Consider the following 12,914-nt stretch of genomic DNA (forward strand, 5'->3'; position numbering starts at 1 on the left):
GCCCCGTCCTCCTGGTCTGGCCGGAACCCGCCCCGGACCTCAGGACGCTGCCGCCGGCACCGCCGCGTCACGGGTGAGGCGCGGTGCGTCCGAGTTGACCTTCAAGTCGGTCGAAGCCCGACGATGGCGCGGTGTCGAACTCTGAGCTGATGCCGATCGGCGTCTTCGCCCACCGAACCGGCCTGACCACGAGCGCCTTGCGCTTCTACGCCGACTCGGGGCTGCTTTCCCCGGTGCAGGTCGACCCGGACTCCGGCTACCGCTACTACGGTGCTGACCAGGTGGAACGGGCTGTCGCGCTGCGTCGGCTCCGGGAGATCGACATGCCCCTCACCGCTGTCGAGGCGGTCCTCGACGCCGAGCCCGGTGACGCGGCCCGGCTGATCGACGAGCACGTCGCGAAGGTTCTCGGGGACGCGGCAGCGGTGCGGCACAAGGCCGCTTCGATCAAGGCGTCGCTCACGGATGTGCCGGGTCTGCCGGTCGCCGCGCTGAAGGGGCCGGTGCTGGCCGACGCGATCGAGCAGGTCCTGACCGCGACCGCGCGTGAACCGGGGATGCCGGTGCTCGGCGCCCTGCGCGTCGAGGCGACGCGGGAAGCGGTCACGCTGACCGCGACGGACCGTTACCGCCTCGCGAACCGGACCCTGGTTCCGGTCGAAGCAACGGCGGCGACCTGGGCTGCCACGCTCGACGGTGACGAGCTGCGGGCCGCGGTCGCCGAGATCCGCCGCAGCGCACTGGTGCGGATCGAGGCGACGCCGCACGGACTGTGGCTGCGCATGGCGGACCGGGACGACCTGCACTGCCGGCTGCTGCCGGAGGAGTTCCCGGACTACCGGCTGATGCTCGCGTCGCTTCCCGAGGCCACGACCCGGGTGACGGTCTCGAAGGATCTCCTTCTGCGAGCCCTGGAAGGACACCCCGGAGAACGGATCACACTGCGGGTGACCAGGGACGGCCTGGAAGCCCTGGCCACTGAGGGAGAGTCCCTTCGCGTCCCGCTCACGACCCCCATCACGGGGCAGGACCTTCGTATCTGCTTCGAGCTGACCACGCTCTATCCGGCCGTCAGCACCGCCATCGGCCCCGACGTGATGCTCGACCTGCGAGGACCGGACCAGCCCGTCACGATCCGCTCCGCCGACCGCGGCGATCTCACCACCCTGGCCATGCCCGTCAAGCCCGACCACTCAGCCTGAGCAGGAACGACGAGGACAAGAACCAACCATGACCGCCACCCCCACCTCCACTCCCAGCCCCGACCCGACCATGGAAGCCATCGGCCGGGCCGTCCTCGACGGACAAGCCGGAGCCATCGCCTCCGCCCGCCAAAAGCTCCTGACCCTGTGGTCCACGATCGGCGTCACCGGCGACCCGCTGCACCGCTGCACGCTCGCGCACCACCTGGCAGACCTCTACGAAGACCCTGCCCAGGCCCTGGCCTGGGACATCCGCGCCCTGGACGCGGCCGACGCCATGACCGAGCGGCGCGTTCAGCAGCACCACGCCGGCCTGCGCATCGCCGGCTTCTATCCGTCCCTGCATCTCAACCTCGCCGACGACTACCGCCGCCTCGGCGCCTTCGCCGCGGCCGCCGAGCACATCACGGCGGCCGAGGAGCAGGCCCCGAACCTTCCCCAGGACGCGTACGGAACCCTCATCCGTACCGCCCTCGGCGAGGTGGCCGAGGCCGTGTCCCGTCGCGATGCCGGCTCAGGGCCGCGGACCGGCCGGCCCCGCCCCCGTGCTCTCCCGTAGGACCAGCCGCGTGGGCACCAGCGTCGTGCCGTGGGTGGTGTCGCCGTGGCGGATCTTGGTGATGACGCCCTCGACGCAGAGGCGGCCGACCTCGGCGAAGTCCTGGTGGATGGTGGTGAGCGGGGGGAGGAAGGAGGCGGACTCGGGGAGGTCGTCGAAGCCGATGACGCTGACGTCGTCGGGGACTCGGCGGCCGCGTTCGTGCAGGGCGCGGAGCAGGCCCAGGGCCATCTGGTCGTTGGCGGCGAACACCGCCGTGCAGTCGGGGTGGTCGGCGAGGTGGAGGCCCGCGCGGTAGCCCGACTCCGCCGACCAGTCGCCGCGCACCAGGGGCGGCGGGGTCGCGCCGGCCTCCGTGAGGGCGGCGTGCCAGGCGTTGGCGCGGCGCTGGGCGGCGAAGGAGTCCTCGGGGCCGGCCAGGTGCCACACCGTGTGATGGCCGAGGTCCAGCAGATGCCGTACGGCGTCGCGGGCGCCGCCCGCCTGGTCGGTGTCGACGACGGTGTAGCGGTCGCCGGCGTCGGAGTCGGCCACCACGACCTGGACGCCGGGCGGCAGTGAGACCGTCGCGGCGTCGAGGAGGTGGATCTCCATGATGACGATGACCGCGTCCACGGCGAGTTCGCCGAGGCGGGAGAAGGCGCCGTTCACCTCGTCCTGGGTGGGGACGGCGACCGGCAGCAGCGTGACGGCGTAGCCGTGCCGGGCGGCGGAGGTCGCGATGGCCTCCAGGGTGCGGATGTTCCCGTGGGTGGACAGGGAGAAGGTGATCACGCCGAGGGTGCGGAACTCGCCCCGTTTGAGGGCCCGAGCGGCGCTGTTGGGCCGGTAGCCCAGCTCCCGCATCGCGGCCATGACCTGCTGCCGGGTCTCCTCGGTCACTCCCGGGAAGCCGTTCGAGACGCGGGAGACCGTCTGCGAGGAGACCCCGGCCAGCTGGGCGACGTCGGCCATGGAGGCGCCCTGGCGTGGGCGCGCGGCACGCCCGCGCGTACGGCCTCCCGCGGGGCGCGTGTCCATCGGCGCGCCCTCCCTGTCCGTCGTCCCCACGCTGCCCCCTGGGTGCGCAACTTTCGGTTCCGGCCAACTCCTTGACCGCCGAGATTCGCACAGTGTAGACATCCCGCCAGCGGATGTTTACGTAAACATTATGAGATCAAAACGGGCTAGAGCGCACTGAACCGCATCGAAACGAACCGCACCGAGCCCGCACCGGGACGCGCGGCGCACGGAAGAGCTGGAGTACTCGAGATGGCACACCGCACCCGCAAGAGAAGACTCCTGGGCATCGGCGTCACCGCCCTCGCGACCGGCACCGTGCTGGCCGCCACCGCACTGCCGGCCGCGCCCGCGGACACGACCGCCGCCGCCTCGGTCACCGTCCGCCCCGACCCGTCGTACAAGCAGGAGAAGTTCGAGGGCTGGGGCACCAGCCTGGTCTGGTTCGCCAACGCCACCGGTGACTACCCGCCCGCGATACGGGAGAAGCTGGCGAAGCTGCTCTTCGGGGACGACGGGCTCGCCCTGAACATCGCCCGCTACAACATCGGCGGCGGCAACGCCCCGGACGTCAAGGACTACCTGCGGGCCGGCGGCGCGGTCGAGGGCTGGTGGAAGGCTCCGGCGGGCACCACCCGCGAGGACGTCGACTGGTGGGACGCCGACGATCCCGCCGACTGGAACAACAAGGCTGACAAGACGCAGCGCTGGTGGGTCGACCGGATCAAGAAGGACATCACCCACTGGGAGACCTTCAGCAACTCCCCGCCGTGGTTCATGACCGAGAGCGGCTACGTCTCCGGCAACTTCGACGCCGGCAAGGACCAGCTCAAGGCCGAGTCCGTCGACGACTTCGCCAAGTACCTGGTGGGCGCCACCGAGCGCCTGGAGAAGGCACACGGCATCGAGGTCGACACCCTCGACCCGTTCAACGAGCCGAACACCAACTACTGGGGCACCAAGCTCGGCCCGGACGGCGAGCCCGTCGGCGGCCGCCAGGAAGGCGCCCACATCGGTCCCGAGCTTCAGCAGAAGGTGCTCCGCGCGCTGGGTCCGACGCTGGAGAAGTCGAGGACCGGCGCGGAGATCTCCGCGATGGACGAGACCAACCCCGGCACCTTCGCCACCAACTGGAACTCCTACCCCCAGGAGGTCCGCGACCTGGTCGGCCAGATGAACGTCCACACCTACGGCACCAGCCAGCGCACCACCGTGCGCGACCTGGCCAAGGCCGCGGACAAGCCGCTGTGGATGAGCGAGGTCGAGGGCGACTGGGGCGACGGGCAGAGCTTCACGGACATGCGGCCCGGCCTCGGCCTCGCCCAGCGCATCGTCGACGACCTGCGTGAACTGGAGCCCCGCGCCTGGGTGTTCTGGCAGCCCGTCGAGGACTACGACAACATGAAGCCGGGCGGCGAGTCCGCGAAGGGCGGCAACTGGGGCGAGATCCAGCTGTCCTTCAGCTGCACCTCGAAGGACACCCTGGAGTCCTGCCCGATCTACACCAACACCAAGTTCGACACCGCCCGTAACTTCACGCACTTCATCAAGCCCGGCGACCGGCTGATCAAGACGAACGACACCTCAAGCACCGCGGCCGTCTCCCGCAAGGGCGACGCGGCGACCGTCGTCCACGTCAACAGCACCACCGAGGCCCGCGACGTCACGCTCGACCTGTCGAAGTTCGGCCGCGTCTCCTCCCACGCCACCGTCACCCCGGTGGTCACCAGCGCCGACGGCAAGCTGGAGAAGCAGAAGCCCGTCCGGGTCACCGGCAAGCAGGCCACCATCTCCGTGCCCGGCCAGTCGGTGACGTCGTTCCTGGTCAAGGGCGTCTCCGGCGTCGCGAAGGACGCGGCCGAGCTGCAAAAGGGCCACACCTACCGGCTGACCGGCGTCCAGAGCGGCAAGGACCTCACCATCGCCGACAACGGCACCGGCCTCGTCATCAGGAGCGCCGACGCCGCCGACCCGAGCGGTCAGCAGTGGCGCCTGGAGCAGATCAGCGGCAACGGCAGCGACAACCGCAAGCGGTACGTCTTCACCGAGGCGACCGAGGACAAGCGCCTGGCCGTACGTGACGGTGCCCTGGTGGCCGAGCCCGACGAGGGCCGCCGCGACCGCGCCGCGCAGTGGATCATGTCGACGACCGGCGACGGCACCTGGACCCTCGTCAACGCCGCCACCGGACAGCTCCCGGACGTCGGCGGGCAGTCCACCAACGAGGGCGCCGCGGTCGGCGTGTGGCAGCCGAACTCCGGCGCCAACCAGCGCTGGACGGTGACCGACGTGACGGGTGACGACGCCTAGTAGACCGAGGACCGAGTAGTCCCAGTCCACCGAGTAGTCCTGGTACACCGAGCAGCACGTCAGCCCTCGGCTCCTCCCTCCACGCGGTGGGAGGAGCCGAGGGCTTTCACTGGTCCGAGTAGCCGATGTCCCCGATGGTCCAGGCGCTCACGTCCCGCAGCGCGACGCGGTACATGCCGCCCGTGTCGGGGATGCCGAAGCTGCCCTGGAGGATCCGGGCGACGTGGAAGTGGAGGTGGGTGGGGCCGGCCCCGTGCTCCGGCCCGTGGCCGCCGGCGTCCTGCGGCGCGGTGAACGCGGCGGCGAACGGCCGCAGGTGCTCGGAGTCCCGCAGGACCTCGGCCACGCGTTCCTTCCACAGGGCTTCCGGGGCCAGCCGTCCCGTGATGACGGCTCCCGGGATCACCACGGTCAGGGACATCTGGCTGCTGTGCCGCGACTCCACCATCGCGGCAATCGCGACGAGCAGGTCGTCAGGGTGCGTCATGTCTCAGGAGCCTAGCCCGACCGGGGCCGTCACGGTGCGGGCGGCGACGCTGACGTCACCAGCCCAGCGCACCCTCGTCGGCCCGGGTGTCGCCGGCCGGTGCGACCGGAGGGGTGTCGTGGCAGGTGAAGCCGAGCCGGGTCAGGGCCCGGCGCATCTCACCGGCGGTGAAGTCGCGGCGGTTCTGGCGGGTGATCACTTCCCCGACCTGCATCACGGGGTAGACGCTGCGGCCGATGGTGACGGCCACGCCCGCGAGGGGCTCGGGCGTGACGCCGCTCATCGACTGTTCGACCTCGCTCTTGATCAGGTCGAAGGGGAAACGGGCGATGACACAACGCATGGGTGCCTCCACGGGGTTGCCTGGGCTACGGGGTGTTCCTCGGAGTGTTCCTCGGGGTGGAGCGTCGGTTCCGGGTGGTGGAGCGGCGTCGGCCGCGGCCGCGGGCTGGGGATCCGGATCCCGTTCGTTGGCTCTGCTCGGCGGGCGGCGGGGTGAGGACGACGGGGACGCCCGAGGGGGTGCGGGCGCCGGTGATGCGGTGCAGTTCGGCCTCGCCGGGGCGGACCCGGGCGGTGCTGGGGGTGATGCCGGCGTCGGCCATCAGACGGTCCATCGCGCGCCGCTGGTGCGGCAGCACGAGGGTGACGACGGTGCCGGACTCGCCGGCGCGTGCGGTACGGCCGCCGCGGTGCAGATAGTCCTTGTGGTCGCCGGGCGGGTCGACGTTGACGACGAGGTCGAGGTCGTCGACGTGGATCCCGCGGGCGGCGACATTCGTGGCCACCAGGACCGTGACCTCGCCGTCCTTGAACCGGGCGAGCGTCTTGTTGCGCTGCGGCTGGGACTTGCCGCCGTGCAGGGCCGAGGCCCGCACCCCGACGGACAGCAGATGCTTGGCCAGCCGGTCCGCGGCGTGCTTGGTGTCCAGGAACATGATCACCCGGCCGTCGCGGGCGGCGATCTCGGTCGCGGTGGCGTGCTTGTCGGTGTCCTGAACGTGCAGCAGATGGTGCTCCATGGTGCTGACGGCGCCCGCGGACGGGTCGACCGAGTGCACCACGGGGTCGTGGAGGTAGCGGCGTACCAGGAGGTCGATGTTGCGGTCCAGGGTGGCCGAGAACAGCAGCCGCTGACCGCCGGGGGCGACCTGGTCGAGCAGGGCCGTCACCTGGGGCATGAAGCCCATGTCGGCCATCTGGTCGGCCTCGTCCAGGACGGTGACGCCGACCTGGTCCAGTCGGCAGTCGCCCCGTTCGATGAGGTCCTTGAGCCGGCCGGGGGTCGCCACGACGACCTCGGCGCCGCCGCGCAGCGCGGTCGCCTGCCGGCCGATCGCCATGCCGCCCACGACGGTGGCGAGCCGCAGCCGCAGGGCGCGGGCGTAGGGGGTGAGCGCGTCGGTGACCTGCTGGGCCAGTTCCCGGGTGGGGACGAGGACGAGCGCGAGGGGCTGCCGGGGCTCGGCGCGCCGGCCGTTCAGCCGGGCCAGCACGGGCAGGCCGAAGGCGAGCGTCTTGCCCGAGCCGGTGCGGCCCCGGCCCAGTACGTCCCGTCCGGCCAGCGCGTTCGGCAGCGTCGCCGCCTGGATGGGGAAGGGCACGCTCACGCCTTCGGCGGCGAGCGCGGTCAGCAGCCGGGCCGGAAGGTCGAGCTCGGCGAAGGTCGCGACCGCGGGCAGCGGTTCGGTGAGGGTGACCGGCAGGGTGAATTCCTGCGGACGGGTGGTCGTGGTGCGTGCTCGGGGGCTCTGCCGGCCGGTCTTGTGGGCACGGACACGTCCTGAGCTGCCGCCGGTACGGCGGGTGCGGTTCATGGGGAACCTTCCTCGATCCGGCGTATCGAGGAATTCTGCCCAGCGGTGGGGAACCGCACGCGGATTCACAAGAATGAGCCGAGTGAAATACGAAATGCCGTTGTTTGAAATCGAAGAAAACAATGAGCTGGGGCCCGCACCCCAAGAGTGCGGGCCCCAGCCACGTGTTCGCGACTGTCAGCGTCAGGCGGGAACGATGTTCTCGGCCTGCGGGCCCTTCTGGCCCTGCGTGACGTCGAAGGTAACCTTCTGGCCTTCCTGAAGCTCGCGGAAGCCGCTGGTGGCGATGTTCGAGTAGTGGGCGAACACGTCAGCGCCGCCGCCGTCCTGCTCGATGAAGCCGAAGCCCTTTTCCGCGTTGAACCACTTCACGGTGCCAGATGCCATATTGAATCTCCCTTGGGGGGCAGTGCCGGAATCCGCACTTTACGGATCCGAGTCGCCGCGATGATCACCCCTCCGGAAAGATCCGGAAAGCTCTGCAAAGAAACAAGTCTCTGGCAACCAAAACTGCAACTGCTATCACGCTAACACAGTCGGGCCGGACGCCCCCGGCAGTTTTCGGCACCGTCCGGGAATTCTCGTCCCGCCGTGGACCGTAATTCTGTACCGGCCGGACCAGGTATCTAACGGTCCGCGTCCCGCTCGTCCAGCCTCCGGCGCATGTCCCGGTTCAGCCGCAGCGCGTCCTCCAGCTGGTCCTCCAGGGAGATGATGCGGCAGGCGGCCTCGATGGGGGTGCCCTGGTCGACGAGCTCACGGGCGCGGGCGGCGATACGCAACTGACGGCGGGAGTAGCGGCGGTGGCCGCCCTCCGAACGCAGCGGGGTGATCAGCCCGGTGCCGCCGACGGCGCGGAGGAAGGCGGGGGTGATGCCGAGAACGTCGGCGGCTCGTCCCATGGTGTACGCGGGATAGTCGTCGTCGTCCAGATTCCCGGTGACGGGGACGTTCTCAGCGGGCATGGCACCTTCGTTTCGGGGACTTGGACAACCCTAACGCCGCGGGGGCCGCAGATGTGGCTCCGCGAGGACAGACTCTCTCAGCCAGTGAGTCCGGCCCGGCGGCAGGCGGCCGCGAGTTCCGGCGTGCAGATCTGGTCGATGGTGTACACGCCGTCCTTGACCACGGTGGACCTGATGTCGTCGACGGTCACGGGGACGGGGTCGAGCCGGACGGCCGGGATGTCCTTGGTGGTGGCCGTGTCGACCGTGGTGTCGGTGAGGTCGTCGATGTCCTCGCCGCGGCCCAGGGCGACGGCGATCCTCGCGGCCGCGTCGGCCTCGGCCTTGAAGGGCTTGTAGACGCTCATGTACTGCTCGCCCAGGACGATGCGCCGGACGGCGGCGAGGTCGGCGTCCTGGCCGGTGACCGGCGGCAGCGGGTCGATGCCGGCGCTCTTGAGGGCGGAGATCACACCGGCGGCCAGCCCGTCGTTGGCGGCGTAGACCCCGTCGACGCTGTCGGCGCCCAGGGCGGCGAGGGCGCTGTCCATGTTGGTGTGGGCGGTCTCCTGGCTCCAGCCCGGGGTGTCGTACGACTTGCCGATCCTGACCTTGCCCTGCAACGCGGAGAGCGCGCCCTTCTTGAACGCCACGTTGGTCGGGGAGGTCTGGGGGCCGTTCATCATGACGATCTGGCCGTCGGCCGCCCGGTCCCCCAGGGCCCGCAGGAGCGCCTCGCCCTGAAGCCGGCCCACCCGTTCGTTGTCGAAGGAGACGTGGGCCGAGATCGGGCCCTCGACGAGACCGTCGTAGGCGATCACGGGGACGCCCGCGTCGTGGGCCCGCTCGACGGAGAAGCGCAGCGACCGGAAGTTCACGGCGCTGAGCAGCAGGACCTTGACGTCCTTGTTGATCAGGGTCTCCACCTGTTGCTGCTGGGTGGCGACGTCACCCTCGGCGTTGGCGTACTCCACCGTGCAGTCCGCGCACAGCTCCGTGACCTTCTTCTCGATCAGCGGCTTGTCGAACTTCTCCCAGCGGGTCTGCACGTTTTGGCTGAGCAGCAGCCCGACCTTGAACCCGTCCTCGTCGGAGGCGCTCCCGCCCGAGCCGCAGCCGGCCAGCGCCGTGGCCATGGCCACGGCCAGGGTCAGCGGCGACGCGGCACGCCGTAGGGCCGTACGACCCCGATACGCACTCACGGGGGCCTCCCTGGCTCGTCCGGGAACGTCCGTGAAACCCCCTGACCGGCCACGCCGGCCACTCAGTGCCAGGATAGGCCGACCGGTGTCAGCGCACGGGGAAGCCGAAGCCGTAGCCCTGGTCCTTCAGCCACGGCAGGACCTCGCGCAGCGCGGCCACCGTCTGGGAGCGGTCGCCGCCCGCGTCGTGGAAGAGCAGGGTCGGGCCGTTGGAGATCTCGTTCTTGACGGTGGCGACCATGGTGGCGGTGCCGGGGAGTTCGAAGTCCTTGGAGTCGATGTTCCAGCCGAGCGGGCGCATTCCGCGGGACGCGGCGAGGTGACGGCTGTACGGGGTGAAGGCGCCTCCCGGGGCCCGGTAGTACAGCGGGCGGACGCCACCGGAGGCCTTGGTGATCATGCGCTCGGCGTCCAGGATCTGCTGGGACTGGTAGGCCTCGGACTTGCGGTCCATGGTGACGTCGTGCGAGACCGTGTGGTCGCAGAGCCGGTGTCCGGCCGCGACCACCGTCCTGACCAGGTCGGGGTGGGCCTGGGCCTGGGTGCCCACCATGCAGAACGTGGCCTTCACCCCGTTCTCCCGCAGCACCTGAAGCACCTGGGGTGTCCAGACGGGGTCCGGCCCGTCGTCGATGGTGATGTTGACGCTGTGGGCGCCGCCGTCCGAGGCATGCGCGATCTCCGCCGACACCGGCGTCGACTTGCGGCCCTGCGGCTGGGCGGGCGACGCGGCGGGCGGCGCCGAGACGCCGGCCTGGGCGGGCCGTTCCTCGGGGGAACCGACCTGCGCGTTCCAGAACGAGGTCAGCGCGGCCACCGCGGTCACGCCGAGCGCCGCCGCCAGCACCTTGCCGTACCATCCCCGTCCGCCGCTTCGCACCATGTTCCCTGTCCCTCGCCGTCGCTGTGGCCCGTGCATCCGGCAAGAGGGGGGAGAACGGCCGAGGGATCCGTCTGTTACCGATCACGCACAATTCGACCGGGTCGGGCGTGACGACCGGATCCCTGGCCGGGCGACAGGCGGCACACAGGCGGTTCTCAGGGAGGCGGGCCAGGCTCCGGTGCATGCCTGCCGCATGTGGAACCCCGGGAGTCCGTCAGGGCGCCGTGCGTGTGCTGATCGTCGATGACGAGCCCGAGCTCACCGAACTGCTCGCGTGGGCCGTCGCCGACGCGGGATGGCAGGCGTTCTCGGCGGCTGACGGGCGCGAGGCGCTGACGATGGCGCGTGGCTGTGCCCCGCATGCCGTCGTGCTCGACGGGATGCTGCCGGACCTGGACGGGGTGCACGTCCTGCGGCGGCTGCGGTACGAGAACGCGCGGTTGCCCGTGCTCATGCTGACCGCACGCGACGCCCTGGAGCACCGCCTCGACGGCCTGTCGGCCGGTGCCGACGACTACGTCACCAAGCCCTTCTCGCTGGAGGAGGTCATGCTGCGGCTGCGCGGCCTGCTGCGCCGGGCAGGAGCCGAGCCGGAGGCGGCGGACGAGCCCGTACGGGTGCTCGGCGACCTCGTACTGGCCGAGAGGACCCGGCAGGTGCAGCGCGCCGGGACACCGATCGCCCTGACCGCCAAGGAGTTCGACCTGCTGAACTTCCTGATCCGGCATCCCCGCCAGGTGCTCAGCAAGGCGCAGATCCTCGGCGAGGTCTGGAACAGCTCCTTCGACAGCGAGGGAAACCTGGTCGAGGTCTACATCTACGGCCTGCGCGCGAAGATCGACAAAGGGCGGGCGCCGATGATCCACACGGTGCGGGGAGCCGGGTACGTCATTCGGGCCGCGGACGACGGGAGATGACGGTGCGGCGCCGGACGGGAGGGCGGTCGCTGCGTGCGCGTCTGGTCGCGTTCATCACCGTGGCCCTGGTCGTCGTGTGCGCGGCGATGGCCGTCACCACGGTGCTCGTCCAACGGGCCCGGCTGCTGGACGAGTTGGACCAACGGGTCCGGGACGCCGCCGCGCGGAGCCAGGGCGGCCTGGAGCGGCGTACGGGGAGCGCGACGGACCTCGGGTTCCTCAACGAGCGCGGCCAGCCCACCGGAACCGTCGCCGCGCGCCTGACCGACGGCGAGGTCGTGGCGGCCGAGACGGTGACCGCGGACGGCCGGCAGCAGGTCCTCACCGCCGCCCAACGTGCCGCCCTGGCCGGGATCACCGCCGACGGCACGCTGCACACCCGCACCATTCCCGGCCTCGGCACCTACCGGATCACCGCCGCCGAGGGCGCCGGACCCGCCGTACTGGCCGGGCTCCCCATGGACGACGTGGAGGCCACGATCCACGGTCTGGTGGTGACCGAGGCGGTGATCGCCGGAGTCGGCCTCGCCGTCGCGGGCTGCGTCTGCGCGGTGGTCGTACGCCGCCAGCTGCGCCCGCTCGGCCGGGTGGCCGCCACCGCCGTCGAGGTCGCCCGCGCGCCGCTGGAACGCGGCGAGGTCACCGGCCTCACCCGGGTCCCCGCAGCGGACACCGACCCCGCCACCGAGGCCGGCCAGGTCGGCGCCGCGCTGAACCACCTCATCGACCGCATGGAGTCCGCCCTGGCCGGGCGCCAGCGCAGCGAGGACCGCATGCGCCGCTTCCTCGCCGACGCCAGCCACGAACTGCGCACCCCGCTCGCCTCCATCGCCGGATACGCCGAACTGATGGACACCGGCGCGCCCAAGGTCGAGCCGCGGCTGGCGTGGCGCCGTGTCTCCGCGCAGTCGGCCCGGATGACCGGGCTCGTGGAGGACCTCCTGCTGCTCGCCCGGCTCGACGAGGGACGGCCGCTGGAGAGGGTGGAGGTCAACCTCGCGACCCTGGTGGCGGAGGCGGTGTGGGACGCGCGGGCGGCCGGCGCCGGCCACGACTGGCGGCTCGCCCTGCGGCTCGACGAACCGGCCACGGTGACCGGCGACCCGGCCCGCCTGACCCAGGTCCTGACCAACCTCCTGGCCAACGCCCGCGCACACACGCCACCCGGTACGCGGATCACCGTGTCCGTCGAGGCCACCCGCACCCGCTGCACCATCCGAGTCCAGGACGACGGCCCCGGCATCCCGCCCGACCTCCTCCCGAGCGTCTTCGAACGCTTCACCCGTGCCGACACCTCCCGCACCCGCGCCCCCGGCAAGGGCGGCGGCGCGGGCCTCGGCCTGGCCATCGCCGCGGCCATCACCCAGGCCCACGCCGGCCACATCGACGCCCGAAGCCGCCCCGGCCACACGGAGTTCACGGTCACGCTGCCGTACGCGGCCGGAGCGGACCCGGCGCCTGCCGCGCACGGGGCGGCTTCGCCGGCCTGAGCCCGCGTCGCGCACGTCGCCCGCACCCCGTGGCCCGAATCCTCAGCACATTCAAAGACCCGCAGGTCAGCCATGCCGTCCAGGTCGTGGTCCGGACCGGCTGC

At 71.3% G+C, this 12,914-nt stretch carries 13 protein-coding genes; 5 read left to right on the forward strand and 8 right to left on the reverse strand.

Annotation, left to right across the window (positions count from 1 at the left end):
* Positions 1 to 131 precede the first annotated feature (131 nt).
* Both L0P92_RS07025 and L0P92_RS07030 read left to right on the forward strand, forming a co-directional pair.
* Positions 132 to 1,202, forward strand: coding sequence for a DNA polymerase III subunit beta family protein (locus L0P92_RS07025; RefSeq protein WP_234761648.1), 1,071 nt, complete (start codon positions 132 to 134; stop codon positions 1,200 to 1,202).
* A 28-nt stretch (positions 1,203 to 1,230) separates the two neighbouring features.
* On the forward strand, positions 1,231 to 1,761 hold the full coding sequence (locus tag L0P92_RS07030; RefSeq protein WP_234761649.1) for a hypothetical protein: 531 nt from the start codon (positions 1,231 to 1,233) through the stop codon (positions 1,759 to 1,761).
* Here the strand turns inward: L0P92_RS07030 and L0P92_RS07035 are convergent.
* Entirely contained in the window at positions 1,717 to 2,715 is a 999-nt protein-coding gene (locus tag L0P92_RS07035; RefSeq protein WP_372497212.1) for a LacI family DNA-binding transcriptional regulator, read from the reverse strand. The two genes, L0P92_RS07030 and L0P92_RS07035, sit on opposite strands and share 45 nt — an antisense overlap.
* A 297-nt stretch (positions 2,716 to 3,012) precedes the next feature.
* Between L0P92_RS07035 and L0P92_RS07040 the strand changes: the two genes are divergently transcribed.
* A complete protein-coding gene (locus L0P92_RS07040) occupies positions 3,013 to 5,070 on the forward strand; it encodes a glycoside hydrolase (RefSeq protein WP_234761651.1) in 2,058 nt (685 codons plus the stop codon).
* Between the two features lie 106 nt (positions 5,071 to 5,176).
* On the opposite strand, the gene L0P92_RS07045 is transcribed toward L0P92_RS07040, so the two are convergent.
* The 7 genes from L0P92_RS07045 to L0P92_RS07075 form a co-directional block, all read right to left on the reverse strand.
* The gene (locus tag L0P92_RS07045) at positions 5,177 to 5,557 is read right to left on the reverse strand and encodes a GvpU-like protein (RefSeq protein ID WP_234761652.1); all 381 of its coding nucleotides are present in this window, start codon (positions 5,555 to 5,557) and stop codon (positions 5,177 to 5,179) included.
* Between the two features lie 55 nt (positions 5,558 to 5,612).
* A complete protein-coding gene (locus L0P92_RS07050; protein ID WP_234761653.1) occupies positions 5,613 to 5,900 on the reverse strand; it encodes an SCO5918 family protein in 288 nt (95 codons plus the stop codon).
* A gap of 25 nt (positions 5,901 to 5,925) precedes the next feature.
* Positions 5,926 to 7,374, reverse strand: coding sequence for a DEAD/DEAH box helicase (locus L0P92_RS07055; protein ID WP_234761654.1), 1,449 nt, complete (start codon positions 7,372 to 7,374; stop codon positions 5,926 to 5,928).
* Between the two features lie 183 nt (positions 7,375 to 7,557).
* Positions 7,558 to 7,761 carry a cold-shock protein gene (locus L0P92_RS07060; protein WP_007383480.1) on the reverse strand — a complete coding sequence of 68 codons (204 nt, stop codon included), beginning with the start codon at positions 7,759 to 7,761 and terminating at the stop codon, positions 7,558 to 7,560.
* 239 nt (positions 7,762 to 8,000) lie between these two features.
* The gene (locus tag L0P92_RS07065) at positions 8,001 to 8,339 is read right to left on the reverse strand and encodes a MerR family transcriptional regulator (RefSeq protein WP_234761655.1); all 339 of its coding nucleotides are present in this window, start codon (positions 8,337 to 8,339) and stop codon (positions 8,001 to 8,003) included.
* 77 nt (positions 8,340 to 8,416) lie between these two features.
* Positions 8,417 to 9,454, reverse strand: coding sequence for a sugar ABC transporter substrate-binding protein (locus L0P92_RS07070; protein ID WP_234761715.1), 1,038 nt, complete (start codon positions 9,452 to 9,454; stop codon positions 8,417 to 8,419).
* Positions 9,455 to 9,608: 154 nt separating this feature from the next.
* A complete protein-coding gene (locus L0P92_RS07075) occupies positions 9,609 to 10,403 on the reverse strand; it encodes a polysaccharide deacetylase family protein (RefSeq protein ID WP_234761656.1) in 795 nt (264 codons plus the stop codon).
* A 182-nt stretch (positions 10,404 to 10,585) separates the two neighbouring features.
* Here L0P92_RS07075 and L0P92_RS07080 point away from each other — a divergent pair, with 182 nt between their 5' ends.
* Both L0P92_RS07080 and L0P92_RS07085 read left to right on the forward strand, forming a co-directional pair.
* On the forward strand, positions 10,586 to 11,320 hold the full coding sequence (locus tag L0P92_RS07080; protein WP_234761657.1) for a response regulator transcription factor: 735 nt from the start codon (positions 10,586 to 10,588) through the stop codon (positions 11,318 to 11,320).
* Complete coding sequence (locus L0P92_RS07085; protein WP_234761658.1) at positions 11,317 to 12,810, forward strand: sensor histidine kinase; 1,494 nt, start codon at positions 11,317 to 11,319, stop codon at positions 12,808 to 12,810. Before L0P92_RS07080 ends, L0P92_RS07085 begins: the two co-directional genes overlap by 4 nt.
* The last annotated feature ends 104 nt before the right edge of the window (positions 12,811 to 12,914 follow it).

This window comes from Streptomyces muensis (genome assembly GCF_021474425.1).
GTDB lineage: Bacteria > Actinomycetota > Actinomycetes > Streptomycetales > Streptomycetaceae > Streptomyces > Streptomyces muensis.